This window comes from Wolbachia endosymbiont of Aedes albopictus (assembly GCF_024804185.1).
In the GTDB taxonomy this organism is placed as follows: Bacteria; Pseudomonadota; Alphaproteobacteria; order Rickettsiales; family Anaplasmataceae; genus Wolbachia; species Wolbachia pipientis_B.
Window position 1 is genome coordinate 684,884 of the sequence record NZ_CP101657.1, and the last position, 23,163, is coordinate 708,046.

The 23,163-nt window shown below is 34.7% G+C and carries 19 protein-coding genes, 1 rRNA gene and 1 pseudogene; 15 read left to right on the plus strand and 6 right to left on the minus strand.

Features of this window, described 5'->3' with window-relative positions:
* Positions 1-101 precede the first annotated feature (101 nt).
* The 5 genes from NHG98_RS03530 to NHG98_RS03550 form a co-directional block, all read right to left on the minus strand.
* Positions 102-1,847: a type I secretion system permease/ATPase gene (locus NHG98_RS03530; protein WP_259245279.1), complete on the minus strand. Its 1,746-nt coding sequence runs from the start codon at positions 1,845-1,847 to the stop codon at positions 102-104.
* 275 nt (positions 1,848-2,122) lie between these two features.
* Positions 2,123-2,437, minus strand: a complete 315-nt coding sequence (locus NHG98_RS03535) for a GIY-YIG nuclease family protein (protein ID WP_096641543.1) — start codon at positions 2,435-2,437, stop codon at positions 2,123-2,125.
* A 111-nt stretch (positions 2,438-2,548) separates the two neighbouring features.
* Entirely contained in the window at positions 2,549-3,556 is a 1,008-nt protein-coding gene (gene tsaD / locus NHG98_RS03540) for a tRNA (adenosine(37)-N6)-threonylcarbamoyltransferase complex transferase subunit TsaD (RefSeq protein WP_096641542.1), read from the minus strand.
* Positions 3,557-3,790: 234 nt separating this feature from the next.
* Positions 3,791-4,081 carry a GIY-YIG nuclease family protein gene (locus NHG98_RS03545; RefSeq protein WP_259245280.1) on the minus strand — a complete coding sequence of 97 codons (291 nt, stop codon included), beginning with the start codon at positions 4,079-4,081 and terminating at the stop codon, positions 3,791-3,793.
* A gap of 191 nt (positions 4,082-4,272) precedes the next feature.
* Positions 4,273-5,010 (minus strand): WD_0702 family putative metalloprotease, encoded by a 738-nt coding sequence (locus NHG98_RS03550; RefSeq protein WP_259245281.1) that lies wholly within the window; start codon positions 5,008-5,010, stop codon positions 4,273-4,275.
* An 83-nt stretch (positions 5,011-5,093) separates the two neighbouring features.
* On the opposite strand from NHG98_RS03550, the gene NHG98_RS03555 reads away from it, so the two are divergent.
* Positions 5,094-5,222 carry a hypothetical protein gene (locus tag NHG98_RS03555; protein ID WP_259245282.1) on the plus strand — a complete coding sequence of 43 codons (129 nt, stop codon included), beginning with the start codon at positions 5,094-5,096 and terminating at the stop codon, positions 5,220-5,222.
* 600 nt (positions 5,223-5,822) lie between these two features.
* Here the strand turns inward: NHG98_RS03555 and NHG98_RS03560 are convergent.
* Positions 5,823-6,437, minus strand: coding sequence for a hypothetical protein (locus tag NHG98_RS03560; protein WP_096676707.1), 615 nt, complete (start codon positions 6,435-6,437; stop codon positions 5,823-5,825).
* 153 nt (positions 6,438-6,590) lie between these two features.
* Between NHG98_RS03560 and NHG98_RS03565 the strand changes: the two genes are divergently transcribed.
* The 14 genes and pseudogenes from NHG98_RS03565 to NHG98_RS03635 all read left to right on the plus strand — a co-directional run bounded on the left by NHG98_RS03565 (position 6,591) and on the right by NHG98_RS03635 (position 23,120).
* Positions 6,591-8,094: ribosomal RNA gene (locus NHG98_RS03565) — 16S ribosomal RNA — on the plus strand.
* 100 nt (positions 8,095-8,194) lie between these two features.
* Entirely contained in the window at positions 8,195-8,572 is a 378-nt protein-coding gene (gene sdhC, locus NHG98_RS03570) for a succinate dehydrogenase, cytochrome b556 subunit (protein ID WP_096617151.1), read from the plus strand.
* Positions 8,569-8,934, plus strand: a complete 366-nt coding sequence (gene sdhD, locus NHG98_RS03575) for a succinate dehydrogenase, hydrophobic membrane anchor protein (protein ID WP_096617149.1) — start codon at positions 8,569-8,571, stop codon at positions 8,932-8,934. Before sdhC ends, sdhD begins: the two co-directional genes overlap by 4 nt.
* Positions 8,935-9,010: 76 nt before the next feature.
* Positions 9,011-10,288: a hypothetical protein gene (locus NHG98_RS03580; RefSeq protein WP_259245283.1), complete on the plus strand. Its 1,278-nt coding sequence runs from the start codon at positions 9,011-9,013 to the stop codon at positions 10,286-10,288.
* A gap of 117 nt (positions 10,289-10,405) precedes the next feature.
* Positions 10,406-11,698, plus strand: a pseudogene (locus NHG98_RS06535) (sugar phosphate nucleotidyltransferase).
* A gap of 128 nt (positions 11,699-11,826) precedes the next feature.
* Positions 11,827-13,035, plus strand: a complete 1,209-nt coding sequence (locus NHG98_RS03595; RefSeq protein WP_096617147.1) for a hypothetical protein — start codon at positions 11,827-11,829, stop codon at positions 13,033-13,035.
* A gap of 280 nt (positions 13,036-13,315) precedes the next feature.
* Complete coding sequence (locus NHG98_RS03600) at positions 13,316-14,545, plus strand: lipoprotein-releasing ABC transporter permease subunit (protein ID WP_096617145.1); 1,230 nt, start codon at positions 13,316-13,318, stop codon at positions 14,543-14,545.
* Positions 14,538-15,269 (plus strand): hypothetical protein, encoded by a 732-nt coding sequence (locus NHG98_RS03605; RefSeq protein ID WP_096617143.1) that lies wholly within the window; start codon positions 14,538-14,540, stop codon positions 15,267-15,269. Before NHG98_RS03600 ends, NHG98_RS03605 begins: the two co-directional genes overlap by 8 nt.
* Positions 15,266-16,486 carry a heme biosynthesis protein HemY gene (locus NHG98_RS03610; RefSeq protein ID WP_096617141.1) on the plus strand — a complete coding sequence of 407 codons (1,221 nt, stop codon included), beginning with the start codon at positions 15,266-15,268 and terminating at the stop codon, positions 16,484-16,486. Before NHG98_RS03605 ends, NHG98_RS03610 begins: the two co-directional genes overlap by 4 nt.
* Before the next feature lie 209 nt (positions 16,487-16,695).
* A complete protein-coding gene (gene atpG / locus NHG98_RS03615; RefSeq protein WP_096617139.1) occupies positions 16,696-17,568 on the plus strand; it encodes an ATP synthase F1 subunit gamma in 873 nt (290 codons plus the stop codon).
* A gap of 18 nt (positions 17,569-17,586) precedes the next feature.
* Positions 17,587-18,921 carry a TldD/PmbA family protein gene (locus NHG98_RS03620; RefSeq protein WP_096617137.1) on the plus strand — a complete coding sequence of 445 codons (1,335 nt, stop codon included), beginning with the start codon at positions 17,587-17,589 and terminating at the stop codon, positions 18,919-18,921.
* 174 nt (positions 18,922-19,095) lie between these two features.
* The gene (locus tag NHG98_RS03625; protein WP_096617135.1) at positions 19,096-19,347 is read left to right on the plus strand and encodes a cold-shock protein; all 252 of its coding nucleotides are present in this window, start codon (positions 19,096-19,098) and stop codon (positions 19,345-19,347) included.
* A gap of 35 nt (positions 19,348-19,382) precedes the next feature.
* Positions 19,383-20,609, plus strand: a complete 1,227-nt coding sequence (locus NHG98_RS03630) for a DEAD/DEAH box helicase (protein WP_096617133.1) — start codon at positions 19,383-19,385, stop codon at positions 20,607-20,609.
* A gap of 204 nt (positions 20,610-20,813) precedes the next feature.
* Positions 20,814-23,120 carry an AAA family ATPase gene (locus tag NHG98_RS03635; RefSeq protein WP_096617131.1) on the plus strand — a complete coding sequence of 769 codons (2,307 nt, stop codon included), beginning with the start codon at positions 20,814-20,816 and terminating at the stop codon, positions 23,118-23,120.
* The last annotated feature ends 43 nt before the right edge of the window (positions 23,121-23,163 follow it).

Consider the following 23,163-nt stretch of genomic DNA (forward strand, 5'->3'; position numbering starts at 1 on the left):
AAATCACTACTAATATTAAGTTATTTAAGTAATAGATTAAATTAATTAGAAAGATGTGCGTTATACTGGAACAGTTGTTATTTCGGATACAGAATTTAGAACTAACCATTTGCTGAAGAGCGCTCATCTTCTGTGGTACTTGATGATGGAGCAACTAATTTGCTCAAAATCTCATCTTTTGGGCCCATAGCGTAAATAACACCATCTGACATGAGGATCACCTTATCAACTACGGACAATAACGGTAGCTTGTGAGTGATGATAACAGTAGTAGTATTTTGCTTTCTTGCAATGCCAATTGCATTAATTAAGCATGCCTCTCCATTGCTATCTAAGTTAGCGTTTGGTTCATCAAGTACTAAAAGTTTTGTGTGACCATAAAAAGCTCTGGCAAGTCCAAGAAGCTGTTTTTGGCCGCCAGAGAGGGTTACTCCTCCAAGACCTCCTATTGTTGTATCATATCCATTTGGTAAGCTTAGTATTAGTTCATGTATTCCTGCAATTTTTGCTGCTTTGATTATTTCTTCAGGATTTGGATCTGGTCTCATGCGAGCAATATTAGCTTTGATACTAGTGTTAAATAACTCAATATCTTGAGGTAAGTAGCCAACATAATTACCAAAATTTTCTCGATTCCAAGTATATACATCAGCGCCATCTAGTCTGACTACACCAGATATTGGCTTCCATACACCAACAGTTAATTTTGCGATAGTGGATTTACCAGAAGCACTTGCACCAATCACACCTACTACGTCCCCTGGTTCTATAATAAATGATATTCCTTTTACTGTTGGCTTATTGCTTCCATAAGGAGTAAAAAATACTCTATCAAATTCCAATTTTCCTTCAGGTTCTGGTAGAGCCATTGTTTGCTCCCTTTTTGGCGATGTTAATATAAGTCTTTGTAGCCTTCCATATGACATTCTAGTCTGATTTAAAAACTTCCAAGTATGAACCGCAGCGTCAAATGGTGCTAATACTCTACCCATTAAAATTGAAGCAGCGATAATGCTACCAGCAGTTTTATGAGCTGTAATTGCAAGTAATGCACCTGTTCCAATCACTGATATTTGCAGAGTTGAGCGCAAAAATTTAGTGATTCCAGTAATTACATTAGAGCGATTTTGTGCTTTAATTTGCATTGCTCGATTCTGATCATTTCGTTTACACCAATCAGAGACTATGAATTCTGACATGCCCATAGCTTCAACTACTTCTGCATTTCTTGTTGCAACATCTATAGCATTGATATTCCGTATAGTTTCTTCGTTGGTTTCTTGTAATATTCGTTTAGTGGCAAGTTCATTCCATATTGCCATAGAGACTAATATAATAATTCCAGCAATAGCTATAAACCCCGTGGAGGTGTGTATCATGAAAATCACAACAAGGTAAATTAACGACCATGGAGTATCAAACAGTGAGAATATACCATTTCCTGTAATGAAATTTTTTATTACCCCGAGATCTCGTATTGCTTCACCACTTGAAGTTGAGCTCTGCACTGATGTTAATCTAATTGACCTTACTATCAGATCTGGTGTTGCAGTTTTATCGATCCAATCACCTATTTTTGCCATGGCTAAATATCGACAAGTTTCAAGCATTGCAGAACATGCAAATGCAGATAAAGTGATAATTGTCAGCATAGTTAGTGTTGACACACTTTCGCTTGATATCACCCGATCAAGCACTTGAGAGGTATAAAGTGGTAGGAATAACATTAATAAATTGATTCCCGCACTAAACCAAAAGATGAACCAAAATGCACTTTTGCATTTTTCTAGACAAATATATAGAGTACTTTGCTTCAATTCTTTTTTTATTGATGGCGTAATTTCCACAATCTTCCTCTTAATTTGATTATATGCACCATATACAATTTTTATTACAAAAATATTAATAACGGTAGTTAGCCTGCTTTAAGTAAGTAAAATATTAATATATGTGAATAGGAAATATAAACAAAGAAGTATAGTTAATATTTCCTTCATTGCCTAATTCAAAATTGAGGTATCTGTTCAGGGGAGTGGCTAATGTGCAAATATTAAAGCAAAGTGCGTGACACACAGCTGTACGAACATTTGTTGTGCAAAGGCAATTTGCACAATAAATGGTGTCATTCCAGTGCTTGACACTGGAATCCAGATACGATTTCATCATATAAATCTTTCCATTCTTGATTTGTTTTTTCAATTAAGTTTATTTTCGATTTTCTCTGCCAGCTTTTTAGAAGCTTTTCTTTACTAATTGCTAAATTTATGTCTTGAAACTCCTCAAAGTAGACTAATTTACTAACATTGTACTTTGACGTGAAACCGGAAATGGCTTTGCTTTTATGCTCCCAAATTCGTTTAATTAAATTTGATGTTATACCTATATACAGGGTTCCATTTCGTTCACTTGCAAGTATATAAACATAATAACTTTTCATATATAGTAACCTGGATCCCAGTGTCAAGCACTGGGATGACACCATTTGTTGTAAACTCACTTTTACTCTATGGTCTTGCCGCTATCCTGAACGGATACGAATTAAGAGTTTTTAATAACTTTCCAACTCCCACTTTGGCCTTGGTGCAAAATTAAGTGGATCTATATAATTCTTCTGTAACCTTTCAATTCCTGCCCATCCAACCATTACTGCATTATCTGTACATAGGTTATTAGGGGGAAAAAATATATTTAAGTTTATGTGTTTTTTCAATTTCTCTCTCAAGAAATTATTTGCTGCAACTCCGCCGGTAATCACAAAGTCATTGATTTTGATATTTAAAGATTTGGCCATAATAATCGCATTACTAACCCTGTCCAGCAGTATGTCACTAATACACTCTTGAAACGAAGCACACATATCACACACATCTTGTTCGCTCATTTCGAGTTTCTGCACTAAGTTTTTTACTGCTGTCTTGATTCCAGAAAACGAAAAGTTACATCCAGAACGTTTTATCATTGCCCTTGGCAATTTAAATCTTGCACCATTGCCTTTTTTAGCTAACTTTTCAATTAATGGCCCTCCGGGATAGCTTAAACCCAGCATCTTAGCAACTTTATCAAATGCTTCCCCTAACGAATCATCAAGTGTTTCTCCAAGTTTAATATATTTACCTACATCTTGTGCAATTAAAAATTGACAGTGACCACCTGATATTAGTAGGACTAAAAATGGAAATGTTACCTCATGCAGCAACCTAATAACCAATGCATGCGCTTCTAAGTGATTCACTGCAATGAACGGTTTTTGTGCTACATGCGCAATTGCTTTAGCCATCATTGTACCAACTATTAGTCCACCTATGAGTCCTGGTCCTGATGTTGCTGCAATTGCATTGAGGTCACAAAAGTTAAGGTTAGATTTTTCCACGGCGCTTTTTATTAGACCACTTAAATGCTTCATATGAGCACGTGAAGCTATTTCAGGGATCACCCCACCGCGTTTTTTGTGTTCTGTTTGAGAAAGAATCTCGTGAGCAAGGACCTGCTTTTCACTATTTACAATCGCTACTGCAGTTTCGTCGCAGCTTGTTTCAACAGCTAAAATGGTTTTCATGTATATTCGAACACTTTATTATAAAAACTATATCTTGAAACGCTGTAGAAGTTAACTTTGCAGTTAACTTCTACAGCTAAAAGATTTACCGACAACCGTCATTCCGCTGCTTGTTAGCTGATGAGATATCGCAAATGAATCTACAATCGTATGAACATTGCGCCATTGAGATGGAGCACTTTCTTGTTATTCCAGGTCTCCTCTCTCGTCATCCCGGTGCGTGACACTGGGATCTCACTTAGTAATTTCGTAATATAAATCACACCAATTTGGGTTTTTTCTTGCAACTAAATTGATTTTCCATTCCCTTCTCCAACTTTTTAGAAGTTTTTCTCTATTAAGAGCCGAATCTACGTCTTGAAATTCTTCAAAATAAACTAATTTTTGTACATTATATTTCGACGTAAAACCGGGAATAACCTTGTTCTTATGCTCCCAAATTCGTTTAATTAAATTCGACGTAACACTTACATATAGAGCCTTATTGTGTCTACTTGCAAGTATATAAATATAATAGTTTTTCATAAAATTTAGATCCCAGTGTCACGCACTGGGATGACAGGAAGAGGAGACTGAGATGACAAATGTGAGTGCTGATGTAACAAATGTAAATGCTCGAATGACATCAATAGTTATATACATTTTATCACTAAACTAGACGTTCGTACAGCTGTGGAATGAATTGCGGTATGACGTAGGAAAACCTGCACTATAAGCTAATCATCATCTCCAAATATGGAGCTAATTTTTTTGCCCCCAGGAGAAAATTTATTAGTCCAATTGCTTTGCACTTTGGTTACGTCTTTAGTGGTGGTTTTATTGCTGTATTCCTTGATTTCCTTATCTATTCTATCCATCATTTGTGGATCCAGGCAGCTCTTTTTCCATTGATCAGTAGCAAGGAACACTTTGTTTAAATCTTGAGTGCGAATTAAGTATTCTTTATCCTTAGGATAAACCTCTTGTGCCCAAGCAAATAGCTCAAAATAGCGTGCAAATAATTCAGATGCACGTGATTTTGCAGTTTGATAAGCCTGTATCTCCTTAAATATAACTTGGCCGATAATTTTCTGCACAAGAATATTTGCTTGCTTTAGGTTCTGCTCGACATCTTGATAAACTTTATGGAGAAATTCCTGTTCCAAACTTAAGTTCAGTTCATTTTCAACCATATGTGAAAGTTCGTGTACTATAATGTATGGGTTTGACTTCCTCAGTACAATAACATATCTATTTACACTGGAAGATTGAATTGTCTTACACATCCCCTCTTCCATATCCACTAATCCCTCTTGGTATATTTCAAATGAGAGCCTGTTTTGCTTTATTAGTGATAAAGTGAGGTTTAATGTGTTTCTAAACTTCTCAAATTGATAGAGATACTCAATATATCGTATTACATTTTCACTGCTTCCTACTTTAGTCGCTTGTTTTATTAAATTCCTGATTAGCATACCTTATTATTAAAGGAATTTTTTTTATACTCAAGAGCTATAAAGTGTTTTTAGGGAGCCTGATTGCATGGCTAAAGTAATTCATGTTTACTGATAACCGTCATAACGCTAGCAAGCAGCGGGATGACGATTGTCAGGCCAGCGCCTCTATGATGTCATCCCAGTGCCCAGACACTGGGATCCAGGAAACTTACCAAGTAAATGTACAATAAGAACTAGATTCCAGACTGGAATGACACCCTACTTAACCGTCATACCACCGCGGTATCTCTTAGCCGCTAACACGTAGCGGGATGACGAATTGCTTAACCTTCATACCACCACGAACCGTCATTCCGCTGCAGTATCTCTTAGCCGCTAACAAGCAGCAGACCGTCATACCGCAATTCATTCGCGGTATCTCATCCGCTAACAAGAGATCCCGCTGCGGGATGACGGTTGTCGTTTAACTATAAATGTTTAAGAAATTTACCAAACGAAAAAAAAAGGCAAAAGAAGCCCCGTGGTGCGAGTTTTGACTCTATATTACTGTAAGTGGCGCTGTAATAATGTGCTAACGCTTAAAATAAGCGCGATTTGGCTGAATGTAGAAAAAATAAAAAAGACATGCAGCCGCTATAATTTTATGTAATCTGCCAATAAATACTCTGAGTTTTTTACTGAATTTTTGTTGTTGAACCTGCGCAGATCAAAAACAAGTTTTGAGTCATAAATACCCTTATTGTCATAATAAGGGGGCTGGTAGAGTTTGTCAAGTAAGTTTTTTCGTTTCTCACGGTTGTTGCCAAAAACTATACAAAAAGTCTAATGAGTTAACTTCCATATATCCTAAGTAGTTCTTGTGCATTAGCTTTGATTAGAATAGGGCATTTTCTATCATTTAATAGGGAACGCAATATTTCAGTTGCACCTTTAATGTCGTTATTATGTATCTTTACTACAGCGATAGCTTCTTGGCTTGAATAAGGATACACTGCACTTGATTCTAAATTATCAATTTTATCTTTATTTATTTTTTCACCGTTAGAGTGAAGTAAGCTCATTACTTCTAAGTATTGTGCTAACTCACGCAAAATATCAGGAGCATCTTTATCATCTGCCAAATCATTATAAATAGATGCTGTGTCTGTTGGCATTGAATCTGAGATATGATTGAATGCGTGTTCAAAATTTGCTAAATACCCCCAATTTGAATCTATTTCTTCTAGCAGCAGCTTACTATCTTTTTTTAAGAATAATACTTCGTAAAATTTGTCACCTGCAGTTATAGATTGTTTTGTATTATCAATGTTGCGCAATAAATATAATGTGATGCCAACTAACATTGGTGCGAGTGCAAGCAGAAAGATGTATTTTTTCATGGTAATATTCCAAATAGTTATATATTTATACATTAATGCTTTTGATTTGCAAAAACATATTGACATAGTGATTATATCACATAATAATATTCTCAAAGTTGTTTGAATAGTTGGAGATTAAAATATTTCTAAAGTAGAAATAAAGACAGCAGTATTAAGCTAAATTATTTTTTGTCGTATTTATCCGATGTACCCTCAACCTTTTATAGGTTGAAGTCTAAATTTGAGAGTTTGATCCTGGCTCAGAATGAACGCTGGCGGCAGGCCTAACACATGCAAGTCGAACGGAGTTATATTGTAGCTTGCTATGGTATAACTTAGTGGCAGACGGGTGAGTAATGTATAGGAATCTACCTAGTAGTACGGAATAATTGTTGGAAACGGCAACTAATACCGTATACGCCCTACGGGGGAAAAATTTATTGCTATTAGATGAGCCTATATTAGATTAGCTAGTTGGTGGAGTAATAGCCTACCAAGGCAATGATCTATAGCTGATCTGAGAGGATGATCAGCCACACTGGAACTGAGATACGGTCCAGACTCCTACGGGAGGCAGCAGTGGGGAATATTGGACAATGGGCGAAAGCCTGATCCAGCCATGCCGCATGAGTGAAGAAGGCCTTTGGGTTGTAAAGCTCTTTTAGTGAGGAAGATAATGACGGTACTCACAGAAGAAGTCCTGGCTAACTCCGTGCCAGCAGCCGCGGTAATACGGAGAGGGCTAGCGTTATTCGGAATTATTGGGCGTAAAGGGCGCGTAGGCTGGTTAGTAAGTTAAAAGTGAAATCCCGAGGCTTAACCTTGGAACTGCTTTTAAAACTGCTAACCTAGAGATTGAAAGAGGATAGAGGAATTCCTAGTGTAGAGGTGAAATTCGTAAATATTAGGAGGAACACCAGTGGCGAAGGCGTCTATCTGGTTCAAATCTGACGCTGAGGCGCGAAGGCGTGGGGAGCAAACAGGATTAGATACCCTGGTAGTCCACGCTGTAAACGATGAATGTTAAATATGGGGAGTTTACTTTCTGTATTACAGCTAACGCGTTAAACATTCCGCCTGGGGACTACGGTCGCAAGATTAAAACTCAAAGGAATTGACGGGGACCCGCACAAGCGGTGGAGCATGTGGTTTAATTCGATGCAACGCGAAAAACCTTACCACTCCTTGACATGGAAATTATACCTATTCGAAGGGATAGGGTCGGTTCGGCCGGATTTCACACAGGTGTTGCATGGCTGTCGTCAGCTCGTGTCGTGAGATGTTGGGTTAAGTCCCGCAACGAGCGCAACCCTCATCCTTAGTTACCATCAGGTAATGCTGGGGACTTTAAGGAAACTGCCAGTGATAAACTGGAGGAAGGTGGGGATGATGTCAAGTCATCATGGCCCTTATGGAGTGGGCTACACACGTGCTACAATGGTGGCTACAATGGGCTGCAAAGTCGCGAGGCTAAGCTAATCCCTTAAAAGCCATCTCAGTTCGGATTGTACTCTGCAACTCGAGTGCATGAAGTTGGAATCGCTAGTAATCGTGGATCAGCACGCCACGGTGAATACGTTCTCGGGTCTTGTACACACTGCCCGTCACGCCATGGGAATTGGTTTCACTCGAAGCTAACGACCTAACCGCAAGGAGGGAGTTATTTAAAGTGGGATCGGTGACTGGGGTGAAGTCGTAACAAGGTAGCAGTAGGGGAATCTGCAGCTGGATTACCTCCTTAGGCTTTGCACATAACTTACCATTTTTAATGATGGTGTTGTTATGTGCTATACTGCTGTCTTTACTTCTACTTTATTTTAATTTCCCGGTAACGGAATTTTATGAGTGATAGGCCTCTTTCTCCACATTTACAAATATATAAAGTACAAGTTACTAGTCTTTTCTCTATTATGCACAGATTGACTGGTATCTTGCTATTCCTTTTATTAATGATACTTTCTTGGTATTTCATATTACATATTTACTTTCCTGAGTTACTTATAGTAAGGTACTTAAATGCATTATTATTCACTCCTGTTGCTAAATTAGCTTATGTCTTATGTTTTATAAGTTTTGTATATCATTTTCTTAATGGTATTCGTCATTTATTGTGGGATATTGGGCTTAATTTAGAAATTACTGGCGTTTCAAGGAGTGCTATACTGCTGACAGTAACGCTACTTCTTTCTACTATTGCTTTTTTATTTATGTTTATATGAGTCAATTTGGAAATTCAGTACATCATTGGTGGGTCCAGCGTGTTTCTGCGGTAATTTTACTGCTCCTGTTTCCTTGGTTTATCTATTCATTTTCTTGCGCACTTTATGCTGATAGCCCTTTGTCTTTTAATGAAAAATTATTTCAGGCCATTGATCATCCTCTAGAGCTTTTATTTTTTGTTGTATTATTGTTTTGTATTTTCTGGCATGCAGTTCTTGGAATGCAGGTAGTGTGTGAAGATTATATACACAGCGTATCTCTAAGGATTTTTACAATTACATGCATAAAGTACTTATCAAGCATTACTTATATAGTTCTTGCCTTCACAATTTTTTTCTTTTACAGGCATATTTTCTTGTAAAATCACCGGTGCTGTGTTAATATATTATTAGTGTACTAGTTTTATTATTGAACTATAGCGATTTTGGTTTAGCAATATGTTAGAGAGATTGAAAAAGTGGGGAACGGACTTTACGCTAAAGGTAAAGGATCTGTTTACTTCACCTGAATCTCAAGTTTACGTCGAAGACCTTAGAAAGGTAATGATGTATGATGGAAAGAAATGCCAGTATCCAAAAAATTATGATCAAATTGTACAGTCTGCTAAAATCATAGAAAACAGGGATATGCATGGAAATGCTATACTAGATAAAGATAAAAATCCAACCTATAAACTTTTGTATGGTCAAAAAGATGAGAATGGAAAACAACCAAGTTTCAGATTATCTTTAGTTACCAAAAATGAAGATAATGATAGATCTTATTTTACTATCAATTATATAGACAATCAGGGTAAGCAAATTCCTATAGATTGGTTAAATAAGTCATACTTTGAGCCATTAGGCTTTTCGAGAATGGATTTGAAAAAACACGTGCCAATTTTTGAAGCTCAAAAAACTAAGAATCCTCAATATCCGTTTGAATTAACTAATTCTTCTGTGCTAACTAAAGAGGTAAAAAATAAAGAAGGTAAAGTTCAGGAAGTTGTTGATGAAAAAGGAAGAAATGGAAAATTACTATACACTAGTGATTATAAGAAATTAAACACTAGTTTTTCTGAAATTAGAGATCAGAATGGTAATCTAGAGCGAGATAAAAGTCTTATATCTGTTCCTATCGTTTTTGCTACAAGCTTGGCTAAAGTTTGTGCTAAATTATTGACTTCTCTTCCTATAAAATTAGGGGAGCATTTAATAAGCAAACAAAACCCAATTGCAAAGTCTTTTGGCTATCTTTTGTTCACCCCTGCAATGGCAGTAAAAGATTTAGTGAATATGGGAGCTACCATACTTAAGGCTCCAATTTTATTATTTGTAGCAGATAAGAAGAAGTATGGTGATGCTTACTTCACTATGTGGAAACACCAATTGAAAGGATGTTGGGAAGAAGCAAAAAGTGACTTTAATGTTATTAAAGGTGGAGAAAGGCTAAAGCCAGGGCAAAAGGATCATAAGCCACTTAGTATAGTGGGCACATGGGATGAGCTTAACGCTAGAAGGCCAGACATTGAGAAAGAATTAGAAGAGGGGCTAAACAAAAGTAGTGAAAGTATAGATAAATCTAGAAAACCAGGTGTTGGAAAAAGCTTAAATAATGAAAGCATAGCTGAGTCTAGAAAAAAGGCTATTGCTCAGGAGAAATTGAGCAACCATGCTGATAAAATAACACAAGAAAGACAGGCAGGCGCAAGCGCTCTGTCACATCCACCACACTAATCAGCCATTATTTTAAGTTAACATTTACTTTCTTTATTAGCTATTCCACAACAAAAACTTGCATACATTTTATCCTCAGTATAAGATATTAATTATTTAATTAATTTTCTTAACTAAATGCACCCTGTAATACTATGCGGTGGTAGTGGCAGCAGACTTTGGCCTTTATCGAAGCCAAAGCAATTTCAAAAAATATTTAGCCATAACACTATGTTTCAGAACACTTTATTGAGGCTAAAAAGTGGTTATATGCCACCCATAATTGCCACAAATATACAGTACGAGTCGTTAGTGAAGAAGGAGTTGCATGCGCTGCAAGAATATAAAGTGATTTTCGAACCAGTGAAAATTGGAACAGCAGCAGCGATATTAATTGCTGCGCTTCTCTGCAATGAAAACGAGATAATGTTAATTCTGCCTTCAGACCATTTTATAGGTGATTTGAATAATTTTTATGCTTCCGTTGAGAAAGCGTCTAAGTTAGCTTCTGAGGCTGACTCTATAGTTACTTTTGGGGTTAAGCCTCATGAATTCAATTCTGAATACGGCTATATAAATGCAGTTTATGATCATAAGGAAAAGTATCATATAGTAAAGGATTTCATAGAGAAACCTGAGCATGTATTAAGTAATGATTATTATTGGAATTCTGGAATATTTGTGTTCAAAGCAAAACGCTATATAGATGAGATCAAAAAATCTGCCCCAAGTCTTTATAATTTATGTTTTAAACATTTCATACCGCAAGAGAGATTTCTATATTTAAAACAACGAGATTTTGCAGGAATTGAAGGCATATCTATTGATTACTTGGTAATGGAAAAAGCAAAAAACGTTGCAATGATAGAAGCTAATTTCGATTGATTGGATGTTGGAACTTGGAATTCAGTTTTAGAATTGAGTGAGAAGTTTAGCAAAGAACCGTTGTCATTTCAGCATGTGATTAGAGAAAAAGAACCATCTTCAACGACAGAAAGTAATAAAAATTTATTGGGTGGAGCTTATAAGCAACCAAACAAAAGCCTAATATCGTTTATTAATAAGGTTAAGAAAGCAAAAGCGATAAGAAGAGAAATCAAGCCATGGGGATTTTATAGTATAATTTTAATGAGCGAAAATTTTCTTATAAAATATCTTTTTATAAATCCATTAAGCTGCACTTCTAAGCAATTCCATCGCTATAGAGATGAATACCATATAGTACTATCGGGAGTTGGGTATGTTAGTTTAGGCGACAAAGAATATTCTGTACTGAAAGATCATGTGATAGAAATTCCAAGGGAAGTTTCTCATAGGATTGAAAATAGAAGCGCAAGCTTTTCACTTGAGATAGTTGAATTTCAAATAGGAGAGCATTTATCTGATAATGATATAGTGAGATTGGATGATGTATATGGAAGAATATGGTAACGCCATAAATGCATTTGTTGGCAATTTATAATATGGATATAGTTGCTTTATGTAAAAAATAATATTTACTAAATCTTAATATTTTAAATCTATACCCATATTTTAATAAATAATGAGTTGTAATTAATATGAAGGATCCATTTAAAAGTGACAATTATAGAGAAAATCTCGATTTCCTTAAAGAAGCTATAAAAGCAGGAGATGAGTTAGTAACTATTAGACATTATAATAAAACGGTAAGGGATTTATCTCAGGCATTAAAGCGTTTTACAGATAAGGCAGAAGATGTAGCTAAGTTTGTTATACGTAGTGACTCAATTGATTATGTAAAATCAATGAATGGAAAGCCATCAGGTCTTAAGATATTAAAGGAAATATTGAATAGAATCTCGGGAAGAAATGTTCCAGTTAAGAATATAAGTAGTTTTATTGATAAATTACCTCCTCCTACTTCAATGACAATCTTTGAATATCTAGAGGCTTATCGTAAAATTTCAGGTTTGGAGCAAGTTGAAAGAGGAAATATTGCAATAGCTCCAGAAAAGCCAGAACGCAGTTTTCTAAAAGAAAATAGACAAGTGGAAGTTAATTATAATGATTCAGGCCATGGAAATTCATTAGATGAAAAGCCTGGATACAAAGAGGTATCAAATTATCAAGAGAAGAAGAGTAAAATTTTAACAGAAAATTCACAAAGTTCAAAATCGCCTAGAGAAGAGCTAATTTATGCAACAGTTCTTAAAGAACATATAGAAGCAAAAAGAGAACTTAAACAAAAACAACAATCTAAACCTCCTATATTGCCAAAACCATCAATAGCACCCCCATTGCCAAAAAAAATGTTTACTGCTGGTCAGGAAGTTAGACAAAAACCAAAAGTAGTAGGAACTGTTCCTAAATCAACTAAAGATAAACCTGAATTACCACCAAAACTTAAAAAGTTAGGTCATATTGATCAAAAATCAAGCACAAAGCTAGAAATGGTAGTATCTTCTATGGAAAAAGAAATTAATTATAATATCGATATTAAAGTACAAGAGATAAGAAAAAAATTCAAACAAAATCAAGCAAAAGAAAGTCCTAATGCGCAAACTATTGAAAGCAGGACCCCTCCTGTTGCACAAGTGAATATAGATGTGGAGAAAAAAACTAGGCCATCACCAAAAGTTACTTCCCAATCTCGCTTATTTCCAATGAGGGATGAAATATCTCAGATGAATCCCTTATCAGCAAAATCTGATCCGAGACCTCATGTTAGCAAAAATGCTCTTCTCACAGATGTAAATGTAAAGCAACTAGTTGCACAATTTGAAAATTATGGAAGGAAAAAATTATAACTTATTGAATAAACCCAATAATATTCTTGATTTCTTCTATGTTATAAAAGCACAAGCTCTCCACTTGAAATAGTTGAATTTCAGATAGGAGAGCATTTATCTGATAATGATATAGTGAGATTGGATGATGTATATGGAAGATTTTGAAATTCTAATGTTAAAGATACTCTATAAGTCTGCTAAATTTAAAGGAGTAAAAATATCTAGTTTTCAAATAAAGAAAAGTCTACAATTATACGAAGTTTCAAGAATATAATGTTTAACCTCAAAATATTTTGTAATGTCCATTGCCTTTGAAATTACTATGGCTGCTTGCTATTTGCGAGCGAAAAATGCCAGATTTTGCTCTATAATGACTTTGTTCTCTATTATCGGCATTGCCCTTGGAGTTGCAACACTAATAGTGGTGATGTCTGTGATGAACGGATTCAGAGCAAAGTTGCTTGACTCAATACTTGGCATTGATGGCCATATTAATGTTTATTTTGATAGGAACATAAATTCAGATTACTGCACAGTTTCGAAATCTATTGAGAAAATTCCTGGTATATTAAAAGCTACTCCTATGACCAATGATCAAGTTATTATTGTAGCAAATGGTAAAATTGCAGGTAGCGTAGTGCGAGGTGTGTCAACTAAAGATTTGCTTGATAGTACTACCATTACAAATAATGTAATTATAGGTGATGTAAAAAAATTTGATGAAGGGATAATAATAGGAGCACGATTGGCAGAAGCTTTGAACGTTGACTATGGCGACAAAATTACGTTTATATCATCTGAAGAATTTGATGCATTACTTGGTGAAATGCCGCGAATGAAAAAATATAAAGTTATAGCAATATTTGATATGGGTATGTTTGAGTATGATAATACCTTGATATATATGCCTCTAAAATCAGCACAAGCCTTTTTTAATTATGAAAATAGCATAAAAAATATAGAAGTACTTGTAGACGACGTTACTAGAGCTGGTAAGCTGGCAGATGCTATAGAAAAAGAAATAGGAATGAAAGCTGAAAGTTGGCAATCACAGCAAAGCCATTATTTTAGTGCTTTAAAAACTGAGAGAAATGTGATGTTTTTAATTCTTACTTTGATTATAGTTGTAGCAGCATTTAATATTATCTCAAATTTAATGATGATAGTGCAAGAAAAGAAATCCGCGATTGCAATTATGCGTACATTTGGTGCAACAAGTGGAAGCATTATGCGCATATTTTGCGCTTGTGGTCTATTAATCGGTTTTACGGGAACTTGTCTTGGCTGTATTATAGGTGTCGTTTTTTCTCTCAATATCGAAAGTATTAGAGTGTTTTTAGAAAACATTACTAACGTCAAGCTGTTTGATCCTATGATATACTTTTTTTCAAGTTTACCGGTGATATTAGTCCCTCAAGATGTAGTAAGTATTTCTGCACTTGCGTTACTCTTATCATTTTTAGCGACAATTGCTCCTGCATTGCAGGCAGCTGCACAAGATCCTGCGGAGATACTACGTTATGAATGATACTCAGCAAAAGTACATAGGTTGGTTCTTAATTGTATTGTTATTTACCGGTTACATCACAATAAATAACATAATCTTTTTAAAAATAACTCAGCAAGAAAGCAAAGACAATATAAATGTTTTAACGGAAAAAATAGATGAATTCAGAATGTCACTTGAAGTTAATCAATCCAGGGTAGAAAAAAAGATATTTGACTTAAAGAGAGGTCTGCACACTCAATGTGAGCAAGGTGATGGTAGCTCAAGGCATAAGAACCTCGCAAGATTGCTGCTACTTGTAGTTAAAATGAAGAATTCGTTATTGCGAGAAGCAAAATTTGATAATCATATAAATTCAATAAAGCCTTTGATATCAGAGCTTGATGATCCAGAGATAGAAAATGCAGTAAATGAATTGGAAAGTTTGAAAGAGGTAGATACTTTACGTGAGTTGAAGTTATCTTTTGAGAAGACCATTGCTGTTATTAACTACAATAAAAGTACATTGTCTAAAAAAATCATTTCAAACTGGATTAGAATACAAGATAAAAATGACCCATTAAGGGCAAAATTCGCAGAAATTGAGGAGTCAATAAACGATAATGATTGGCAAAATATAACTGTTACAGTAAGCAATTTAACGCATTCAGAATTCAAGCCATGGCTGAATAAATTGAATGGTTTTATTGTAGCTTCTAAGAATATTTCAACAATATATCATCACTTGTTACAATATATCTCATGATTTATTTTATAATTTTCGCTCTTTCGTTTTTATTTGGCATATGGGTTAAGGTAAGTGGTGAAGTAATAAAATTGGAATTAGGCAATTACACTATAAGTATTGATCTATATTTCATTATTTTTACTTGTGTAGTTTTATTATTTTTATTAATTACACTTGTACGCTTTTTTTCCTCCATTTTATCAACATTTGCCAACATAAGAAATAGAAGAAGAGATAGGGAAGAATTGCTTCTCTTTGAAGCTTTCTTTAGCATAGACTTAGACAATATAGAGAACGCTCAAAAGGTAGTTAAAAGTTTAAATGAAAAAAGCAATAGGTTATCTTTAATAAAGCTCTTTAACTCAGGTAAGACGGGAAATTACAGCTTTTTCAGTAACGGTTTAACAAATATTGCAAATAAAAATCGTAACTTAGCTCTACTTCTGGCCAATAAGCTGATCGTTCACCTCAAACAAGAAAGAGTAGTCTTTCAAAAATTTATAGAATATTGCTCTAGTTCAATTAATGATAAAATGCTATCTATTCCCTTTCAAATAGAGCATTGCATATTGAAAGAAGATTGGATTAATGCGATTTTTAGGTTAAAGGAAGCAGTTAAGTTCAATATTTTTCTTCCATTTGACCATAAAGAAATGTTTGCAGTTTTTTATTGTGCTTTGGCAAAACAATATGAAAGTAAAGGTGATTTTAAAGGAGCTATAAAGTCTTTATTCAGAGCACAAAGTTATTATGCAACTTTTCGGTCCATCAATTATTTAAAGGTAGAATTATATATTAAACTTGGAAAAATCAGAAAAGCTTCTGCAGTGCTAGAGGCAGAATATGCAGTAAATCCTACTCCTCAGTCAGCTAAAATGTACATCAATTTAAATAGTAAAGGTGCTGAAAGACTATACAACTTACGCCCTGATTATTATTTTAGTTACTGTTTACTTGCTTTGTCCTCAGTGAGTTCAGGTAAATATGATCTTGCAAGTCAATATTTAGACACTGCTATGAAAAAAGCTAATTACATGTCAATCTACTTTATTGTAATACAACTCAAGATTACATTGCAAGAACACGACAAGGTAGTTTATTGGCTAAACAAGATGGGCTCAGAAGCTTTGCCTGATCCGGGCTGGAAGTGTAAAAATTGTAACAGAGAACTAAAGCAATGGGATCATAAATGTTCAAATTGCAATAGTTTTAATTGCGTTTGTTATATATTATAAGGTTCCACAAAGTGTGATGATAATAATATATGGGAAATTACCATCAAAGACCTCTATTGAACAATTTTTGGAGTAGATCTCTTAATATAACCCTTATTTCAAAATAATAAACCTGCAAGTTTTTTAGTTAGACTTGGTTCTAATGTCAAAAAAACTTGCTTTTAGACACTAACAATTATATATTTTAATAAATCAGGGTTGTATACAAAATGAAGAGCTTAAAGGAATTATCCTTAAGAATTAAGAATATTAGGTCTGTACAGAAAACCACGAAAATAATGCAAATGGTTTCTGCAGCAAAGTTATTACAAAGCCAAAAGAAATTATCAAATTCAAAATTATATATATCTAAGCTGCATAGCATTATTTCTTCATTAATGCTATCAATTGATCAAAAATTATTGGCAAAAATTCTAAATATCAGTAATGACGGTTCTTACCTAGTATTCATTGTTGCATCTGATCGTGGCTTGTGCGGCAACTTTAACTCTTCTATTGTCAAATTTAGTCAAGAGCGTGTAAATAAGTCAATCGCAAATGGCAAAAAAGTAGATATTGTATTTCTTGGTAAAAAAGCTTTTGATGTAGGTAAAAATAGATTTGACTCTAAAAGTATCTTAAAAATTGAAAATAGTAAGGGGATCACGTTAAAGTACGTAGAAGCTTTGCTTGATGGTATAGATTTAAGTAAATACGATAAAGTTAAAGTTTTTTATAGTAAGTTCTATAATACCTTCACGCAAAAGCCAATGTTGGAAACAATAAAACCATGGAGTGAAGACTCATCCTTGATTGACAACTCTCTGGCTGGTACAACAACAGATTACGGCTACGAGTATGAACCACAAAATATTGAATTTATTTTAAAATCTTTGGTTCAAGATTACGTTGTAATTGCTCTTTACTCTGCTTTGCTTGAAAGTGCAACAAGTGAGAATAGTGCTAGGATGGTTGCTATGGAATCAGCAAACAGAAACACTAAAGAGATGCTGAACAAACTAGCATTGCTTTATAATCGTTCTCGTCAAGCAGCAATTACAACTGATTTAATTGAAGTGATAGGTGGTGCAGAGTCTTTATAAAAATCTAAGGAATAGAAAATGAATATATTAAATATTGCAGCAGATATCACTAAATTAATAAAAAAGCAGAATCAAGATGCAGAAGTTACAATATATGAAACTAATAAGACTTCAGTTTCTCAGCGTCTATCAAAAATTGAGCAAATATCACAATCTAAAAATTGCACTGTAGGAATCAGAGCTATAGCAGGTAAGAACAAAGCTGCGTATATTTCTACAAATGATTTGAATAATCTTAGTGATACGGTAAGCCAAGTGGTAGAAATGGCAAAGAATGCGCCGGAAGATGCTTGTATCAACTTTGCTGTAAATGGTAGTAATTATATCTCTTCTGCAGATTTAAGTATCTCAGATAATAATGTTGTAACCGTTGATAACCTAAAAGAAATTGCTGAAGCTGCAGAAAATTCAGCCCTTGCACATAAGAGTATCACTAATTCTGAAGGAGCCTCTTCTTCATACGCTTTAGTGAATACAGTATTATCGACTGTTTCTGGTTTTATTGGCTCGTTTAGTAAATCAACCTTTGCTAATCAGGTCTCTGTTGTTGCTGGAAGAGAAAGTGAAATGAAGGTTGGTTACGATTATGATATAGCATGTAATTTTAGTGATTTAAAGTTGCCAGAGTTAATGGGAAAAGAAGCAGCAAAAAGAGCAGTTGATCAATTGAATTCACGTACAATGAAAATTGGTAAATTTCCAGTTATTTTTGAAAAAAGAGCAGCAAAAGGGCTAGTAAAAAGTTTTGCTTCTGCTATAAATGGGAGCAGTATTATAAGCAACAGTTCTTTCTTGAGAGGTAGTTTAAACGCTCAGATTTTCAATGATAGAATTAATATTATCGATGATCCATTGTTGCCAAGAGGCATAGCATCGAGACCATTTGATGGAGAAGGGATAACTAGCAAGAAAAATATATTTGTAAAAAACGGAATATTACAAAATTGGATTTTAGACTTATACTCGGCTAGAAAATTAGACTCAGAAACAACCGGAAGTGCAACTCGTGCAAGTAATGCCGCAGTTATTCCTGCAGCTAGTAACCTCTACATTGAGAATGGTGATGTATCGTTTGAAGAATTAATTCAGGAAGTGAAAGAGGGAATATATGTAACTGATTTATTTGGTTTTGGTATTAATTTAATCAATGGCGATTACAGCCAAGGCGCTTCCGGATTTTTTATAGAAAATGGAAAAATAACGTATCCAATACATGAGATTACCATTGCTAGCAATTTGAAGGATATGTTTAGAGATTTAGTCGTTGCAGATGATCTAACTTTTTGTGGGCAATTTAATTCACCAACGATTAAAGTTAGCGAAATGACGGTTGCAGGTTCGCTTAATGATTAAAAATTTTATTTGCATTAAGTACAACAATTGTGTATTATTGTCATGTAATGTTAAGAATAGACTATGGAGTATAAAGGTTTAGTTTCAATAGCTAAGCTTAAAGCATTCTCAATCGTAATTTCAAAGTTTTTCATCACATTAGTAATGTTAGTTAATAATTTAGGAGTTGTTTAAATGGAATTTGGTAATGTAAAATGGTTTAATGTCGAAAAAGGCTATGGTTTCATCAAGCCAGAAGGTAAAGGGGGTGACGTTTTTGTACATATTAGCACGTTGGAACGTTCAGGAATAAGGCCTGAGACACTTAAAGGAGAGAATAAAGAGAAGGGGATAAAAGGAGAAAGGGTGAGTTATGAGGTTAAAGAGGAGCGCGGTAGAAACGGAGAAGATAAAAAATCTGCAATAAATTTAAGATTAGAAGATTAATCTATTATGAAGTCTTTTAATAGGGTTAACGTATTGTGAATAATTTTCATGAGATGGGTCTCCCAGCTTCGCTTACACAAGCTCTAGATAAAAATAATCTTTTCGTCCCAACTCCGATTCAAATACAAGCGATTCCTTTAGCGCTACAAGGTAAAGATATTCTTGGGTCTGCTCAAACGGGAACTGGAAAAACTTTGGCATTTGCTATTCCGTTGGTTGCTAAGTTGCTGAATGAGCCTAACACTGGTTCATCTTTAGTCATCGTGCCAACCAGGGAGCTTGCGCATCAGGTAACAAATGAGATAAGAAAACTCTTATTTCAAAATTCTGCACTAAGGGTCGCTTTATTGATTGGTGGTGAGCCTATTTTTAGGCAGCTAAATCAGCTTCAGAAAAAACCACAAATTGTAATAGGTACTCCTGGTCGTATTATAGACCATATTGAGCGTAAAACTTTGATTACTCGCAATGTTAGCGTTCTTGTGCTTGATGAAACGGATCGTATGTTTGATATGGGCTTTGGAATTCAAATTGAAGGGATCATGAAATATCTGCCAAAAATACGGCAGACTCTTATGTTTTCTGCAACTCTGCCTAGTGATATAGTTAAACTTACTGAGAAGTACCTTAATCGACCAGAACGTATTTCTGTTGATTGTGAGACTACAACTTCTGTAAAAATTAAGCAAGAGATTGTTTATGCATCAGAATCAGAAAAATATGAAAAGCTTGTTACACAACTATGTCAGCGCGAAGGATCAATCATTATCTTTGTCAAAACAAAGCGAGGAGCGGATCAGCTAGCTAGCAGATTGTACAAAGATGACTATAGCGCTTTAGCAATTCATGGTGATTTAAGGCAGCACAAGCGTGAAAGGGTCATTAATTCTTTTCGTCGTGGCCGCAATCAAATCATGGTTGCAACAGATGTTGCTTCTCGCGGCCTTGATATTCCCCACATTCAACATGTTATCAATTATGATGCACCACAATCGCAAGCTGACTATATTCATCGTATAGGCAGAACTGCACGTGCTGGAGCTGAAGGGCATGCGCTATCTTTTGTTACACCTCAAGATAAGAGAAGACTGCCTGCATTGGCAGACAAAGAAGGAGAGCCAAATTTTGATTGTAGTGTGCAATTTAAAAAACGTAATAGCAAAAAGGTCTTTAAAAGACCAAGTACGTTAAAGACTAAATACGGTAGAAAAAAGATCAATGCATTTAAAAAGAAAAGCAGAGTACTAGAAAAAGCATATTAAATAGGATTTACCTACAACTTGATAAGCGTAAAACTCGTCATTCCGCTACTCATTAGCGGAATCTATGTTGAGATATCGCGGTGCTATGACGTAGATCCAGAGTGGGGATTCAAATTGGTTACAGCGCACTGCTGGATTTCAATTTTTTTAATAATTGTGTGCTATTCATTATATATGAGTTCCCACTTTTAAAGAGAATAGGAGATGATTTCCAAAAACTTAGAGGCAAGTTTGAATAGAGCGCTACTCATTGCTTCTAATTTTAATCTAAAATATGCGAAAGTAGAACATTTATTGCTGGCGTTAACTAAAGACGTGGATGTAAATTACGTTTTATCAAGATGTAATATCAGAGCCGATGAAATCATCAATATGGATAACATTCTATCAAGATGCAATATTAAGGCTAATGATTATAATAATAATATAAAAGGGTTTTTACAAAGCAGTTCTGAATTGATTATCAGTGGAGTTAAACCTAGCTCAATGTTTCAATGCATAATACACAGAGCAATAATACGGGCTCATAGCTTGGGGAAAAAAGAAATAAATGGAGCAAGTGTTCTAGTAGAAATTTTGTCTGAGCAAAATTTCTACGTCGAAGATCTATTGCAGAAACAAAGTGCGAAAGATTCCAATTTGATTTACCATATATCTAATATAAAATACTCTAACGATATAGATGAATACACCACCAATCATAAAGTAAAACTTGATAAAAATAATGACGCTTCCACTACAGTGAATAAAGGTGAGCTACTAAAAGATGAGGAAATTCTACAAAGTTATTGTAAAAATTTAAATGACTATGCAAGAAGCAAAAAAATAGATTATGTTATTGGTCGTGATTATGAATTAAATCGCACTATAGAAATATTATTGAGGCGTAGAAAAAACAACCCTTTATATGTTGGAGACCCAGGTGTTGGCAAAACAACAATAGTTGAGGGTTTGGTATTGAAGATCATTGAAGGCAGTGTTCCGAGTGCGCTCAGGTCCAGTATAATTTATGCTTTGGATTTAGGATCACTCCTTGCAGGGACACGCTACAGAGGTGATTTTGAAGAGAGAATAAAATCTATAATAAAAGCGATTGAGGTAAAACCAGGTGCTATCCTTTTTATTGATGAAATACACACTATCATTGGAGCAGGTTCTACAAGTGGTAGCTTTCTTGATGCCGGTAACCTACTCAAACCTGCGCTTGCAAGAGGTACACTGCGTTGTATAGGTGCAACTACATATAGAGAATATAGCACTAGTTTTGAAAAAGATAAAGCACTAGCGAGAAGGTTTCAAAAAATTAATGTTAAAGAATCTTCTGTTAATGAAACGATAAAGATACTAGATGGTATAAAGCACTACTATGAAGGGTATCATGGAGTATATTATACAAAAAATGCCATTAGGTCTGCGGCTGAACTTTCGCATAAGTATATTACTGGGCGAATATTACCTGATAAAGCGGTTGATGTTATTGATGAGGCAGGGGCATATTGTAAATTGCTAAGAAATAGGGGTAAAATTGTAAATAGTAGAGATATTAAGAATACCATTACTAGAATTACAAATGTGCCTTGCGGATCTGAATCTGATGATTTGCAGAAAGTGAAGTCTTTAAAAGCTAATCTAGAAAAGGTAATTTTTGGCCAAGAGCAGGCAATAGAATCTCTTGTTAATTCTATTAAAATTGCTAAATCTGGGTTGAGAAATTACAATAAGCCTTTAGCAAATTATCTTTTTGCAGGGCCAACCGGTGTTGGTAAAACCGAGCTAGCAAAACAATTAGCAGAAAGCATGGGCATGAATCTTATACGCTTTGATATGTCCGAATATATTGAATCTCATACGATATCAAGGATGATTGGTTCTCCTCCTGGATATGTAGGTTATGATCAGGGTGGATTACTCACAGAGTCTGTATCTAACAATCAATATAGTGTTGTGCTGCTTGATGAAATTGAAAAGGCCCATAGCGATATCTATAATATATTGCTACAAATTATGGATTATGGTTGTGTTACAGACACTTACGGACGTAAAGTTAACTTTTCCAATATAATTTTAATTATGACAACCAATGCAGGAGCAGTTGAACGCAGCAAAAGTTTTGTTGGCTTTGGGCATAAAAATTTTAACATTGGTGATAGCGAAAAAGCAATAGAACAGGTTTTTAGCCCTGAATTTCGTAATCGTCTTGATGCGATTATTTCTTTTGCTGACTTAAGTACGGATGTGATTTTGCATATTGTGGATAAATTTGTCCTAGAACTGAAAAAGCAACTGACGCAAAAAGGCATAAACTGCTTGGTAGAGGGTGAAGTGAAATCTTATCTTGTACAAATGGGTTATAGTAAGGAAATGGGAGCACGTCCAATAGAGAGACTTATTGAAAAAGAGATAAAAAGTTACTTAGCGGAAGAAATACTGAATCGTAAATTAATAAAAGGAAAGAAATTAAGAATATATATGAATAAAGTAGAAAGTAAAATTGCTTTTGATATAGTTTAAAATCCTTGTATTGAACTTCATCTTTGTTACAATTTATAACTTA

What these genes read in the sequence shown, in the direction of transcription:
- NHG98_RS03535 (WP_096641543.1), bottom strand. Translation starts at nt 2,437, where the DNA reads ATGAAAAGTTATTATGTTTATATACTTGCAAGTGAACGAAATGGAACC.
- tsaD (WP_096641542.1), bottom strand. Translation starts at nt 3,556, where the DNA reads ATGAAAACCATTTTAGCTGTTGAAACAAGCTGCGACGAAACTGCAGTA.
- NHG98_RS03545 (WP_259245280.1), bottom strand. Translation starts at nt 4,081, where the DNA reads ATGAAAAACTATTATATTTATATACTTGCAAGTAGACACAATAAGGCT.
- NHG98_RS03550 (WP_259245281.1), bottom strand. Translation starts at nt 5,010, where the DNA reads ATGCTAATCAGGAATTTAATAAAACAAGCGACTAAAGTAGGAAGCAGT.
- NHG98_RS03555 (WP_259245282.1), top strand. Translation starts at nt 5,094, where the DNA reads ATGTTTACTGATAACCGTCATAACGCTAGCAAGCAGCGGGATGACGAT.
- NHG98_RS03560 (WP_096676707.1), bottom strand. Translation starts at nt 6,437, where the DNA reads ATGTCAATATGTTTTTGCAAATCAAAAGCATTAATGTATAAATATATA.
- sdhC (WP_096617151.1), top strand. Translation starts at nt 8,195, where the DNA reads ATGAGTGATAGGCCTCTTTCTCCACATTTACAAATATATAAAGTACAA.
- sdhD (WP_096617149.1), top strand. Translation starts at nt 8,569, where the DNA reads ATGAGTCAATTTGGAAATTCAGTACATCATTGGTGGGTCCAGCGTGTT.
- NHG98_RS03580 (WP_259245283.1), top strand. Translation starts at nt 9,011, where the DNA reads ATGTTAGAGAGATTGAAAAAGTGGGGAACGGACTTTACGCTAAAGGTA.
- NHG98_RS03595 (WP_096617147.1), top strand. Translation starts at nt 11,827, where the DNA reads ATGAAGGATCCATTTAAAAGTGACAATTATAGAGAAAATCTCGATTTC.
- NHG98_RS03600 (WP_096617145.1), top strand. Translation starts at nt 13,316, where the DNA reads ATGTCCATTGCCTTTGAAATTACTATGGCTGCTTGCTATTTGCGAGCG.
- NHG98_RS03605 (WP_096617143.1), top strand. Translation starts at nt 14,538, where the DNA reads ATGAATGATACTCAGCAAAAGTACATAGGTTGGTTCTTAATTGTATTG.
- NHG98_RS03610 (WP_096617141.1), top strand. Translation starts at nt 15,266, where the DNA reads ATGATTTATTTTATAATTTTCGCTCTTTCGTTTTTATTTGGCATATGG.
- atpG (WP_096617139.1), top strand. Translation starts at nt 16,696, where the DNA reads ATGAAGAGCTTAAAGGAATTATCCTTAAGAATTAAGAATATTAGGTCT.
- NHG98_RS03620 (WP_096617137.1), top strand. Translation starts at nt 17,587, where the DNA reads ATGAATATATTAAATATTGCAGCAGATATCACTAAATTAATAAAAAAG.
- NHG98_RS03625 (WP_096617135.1), top strand. Translation starts at nt 19,096, where the DNA reads ATGGAATTTGGTAATGTAAAATGGTTTAATGTCGAAAAAGGCTATGGT.
- NHG98_RS03635 (WP_096617131.1), top strand. Translation starts at nt 20,814, where the DNA reads ATGATTTCCAAAAACTTAGAGGCAAGTTTGAATAGAGCGCTACTCATT.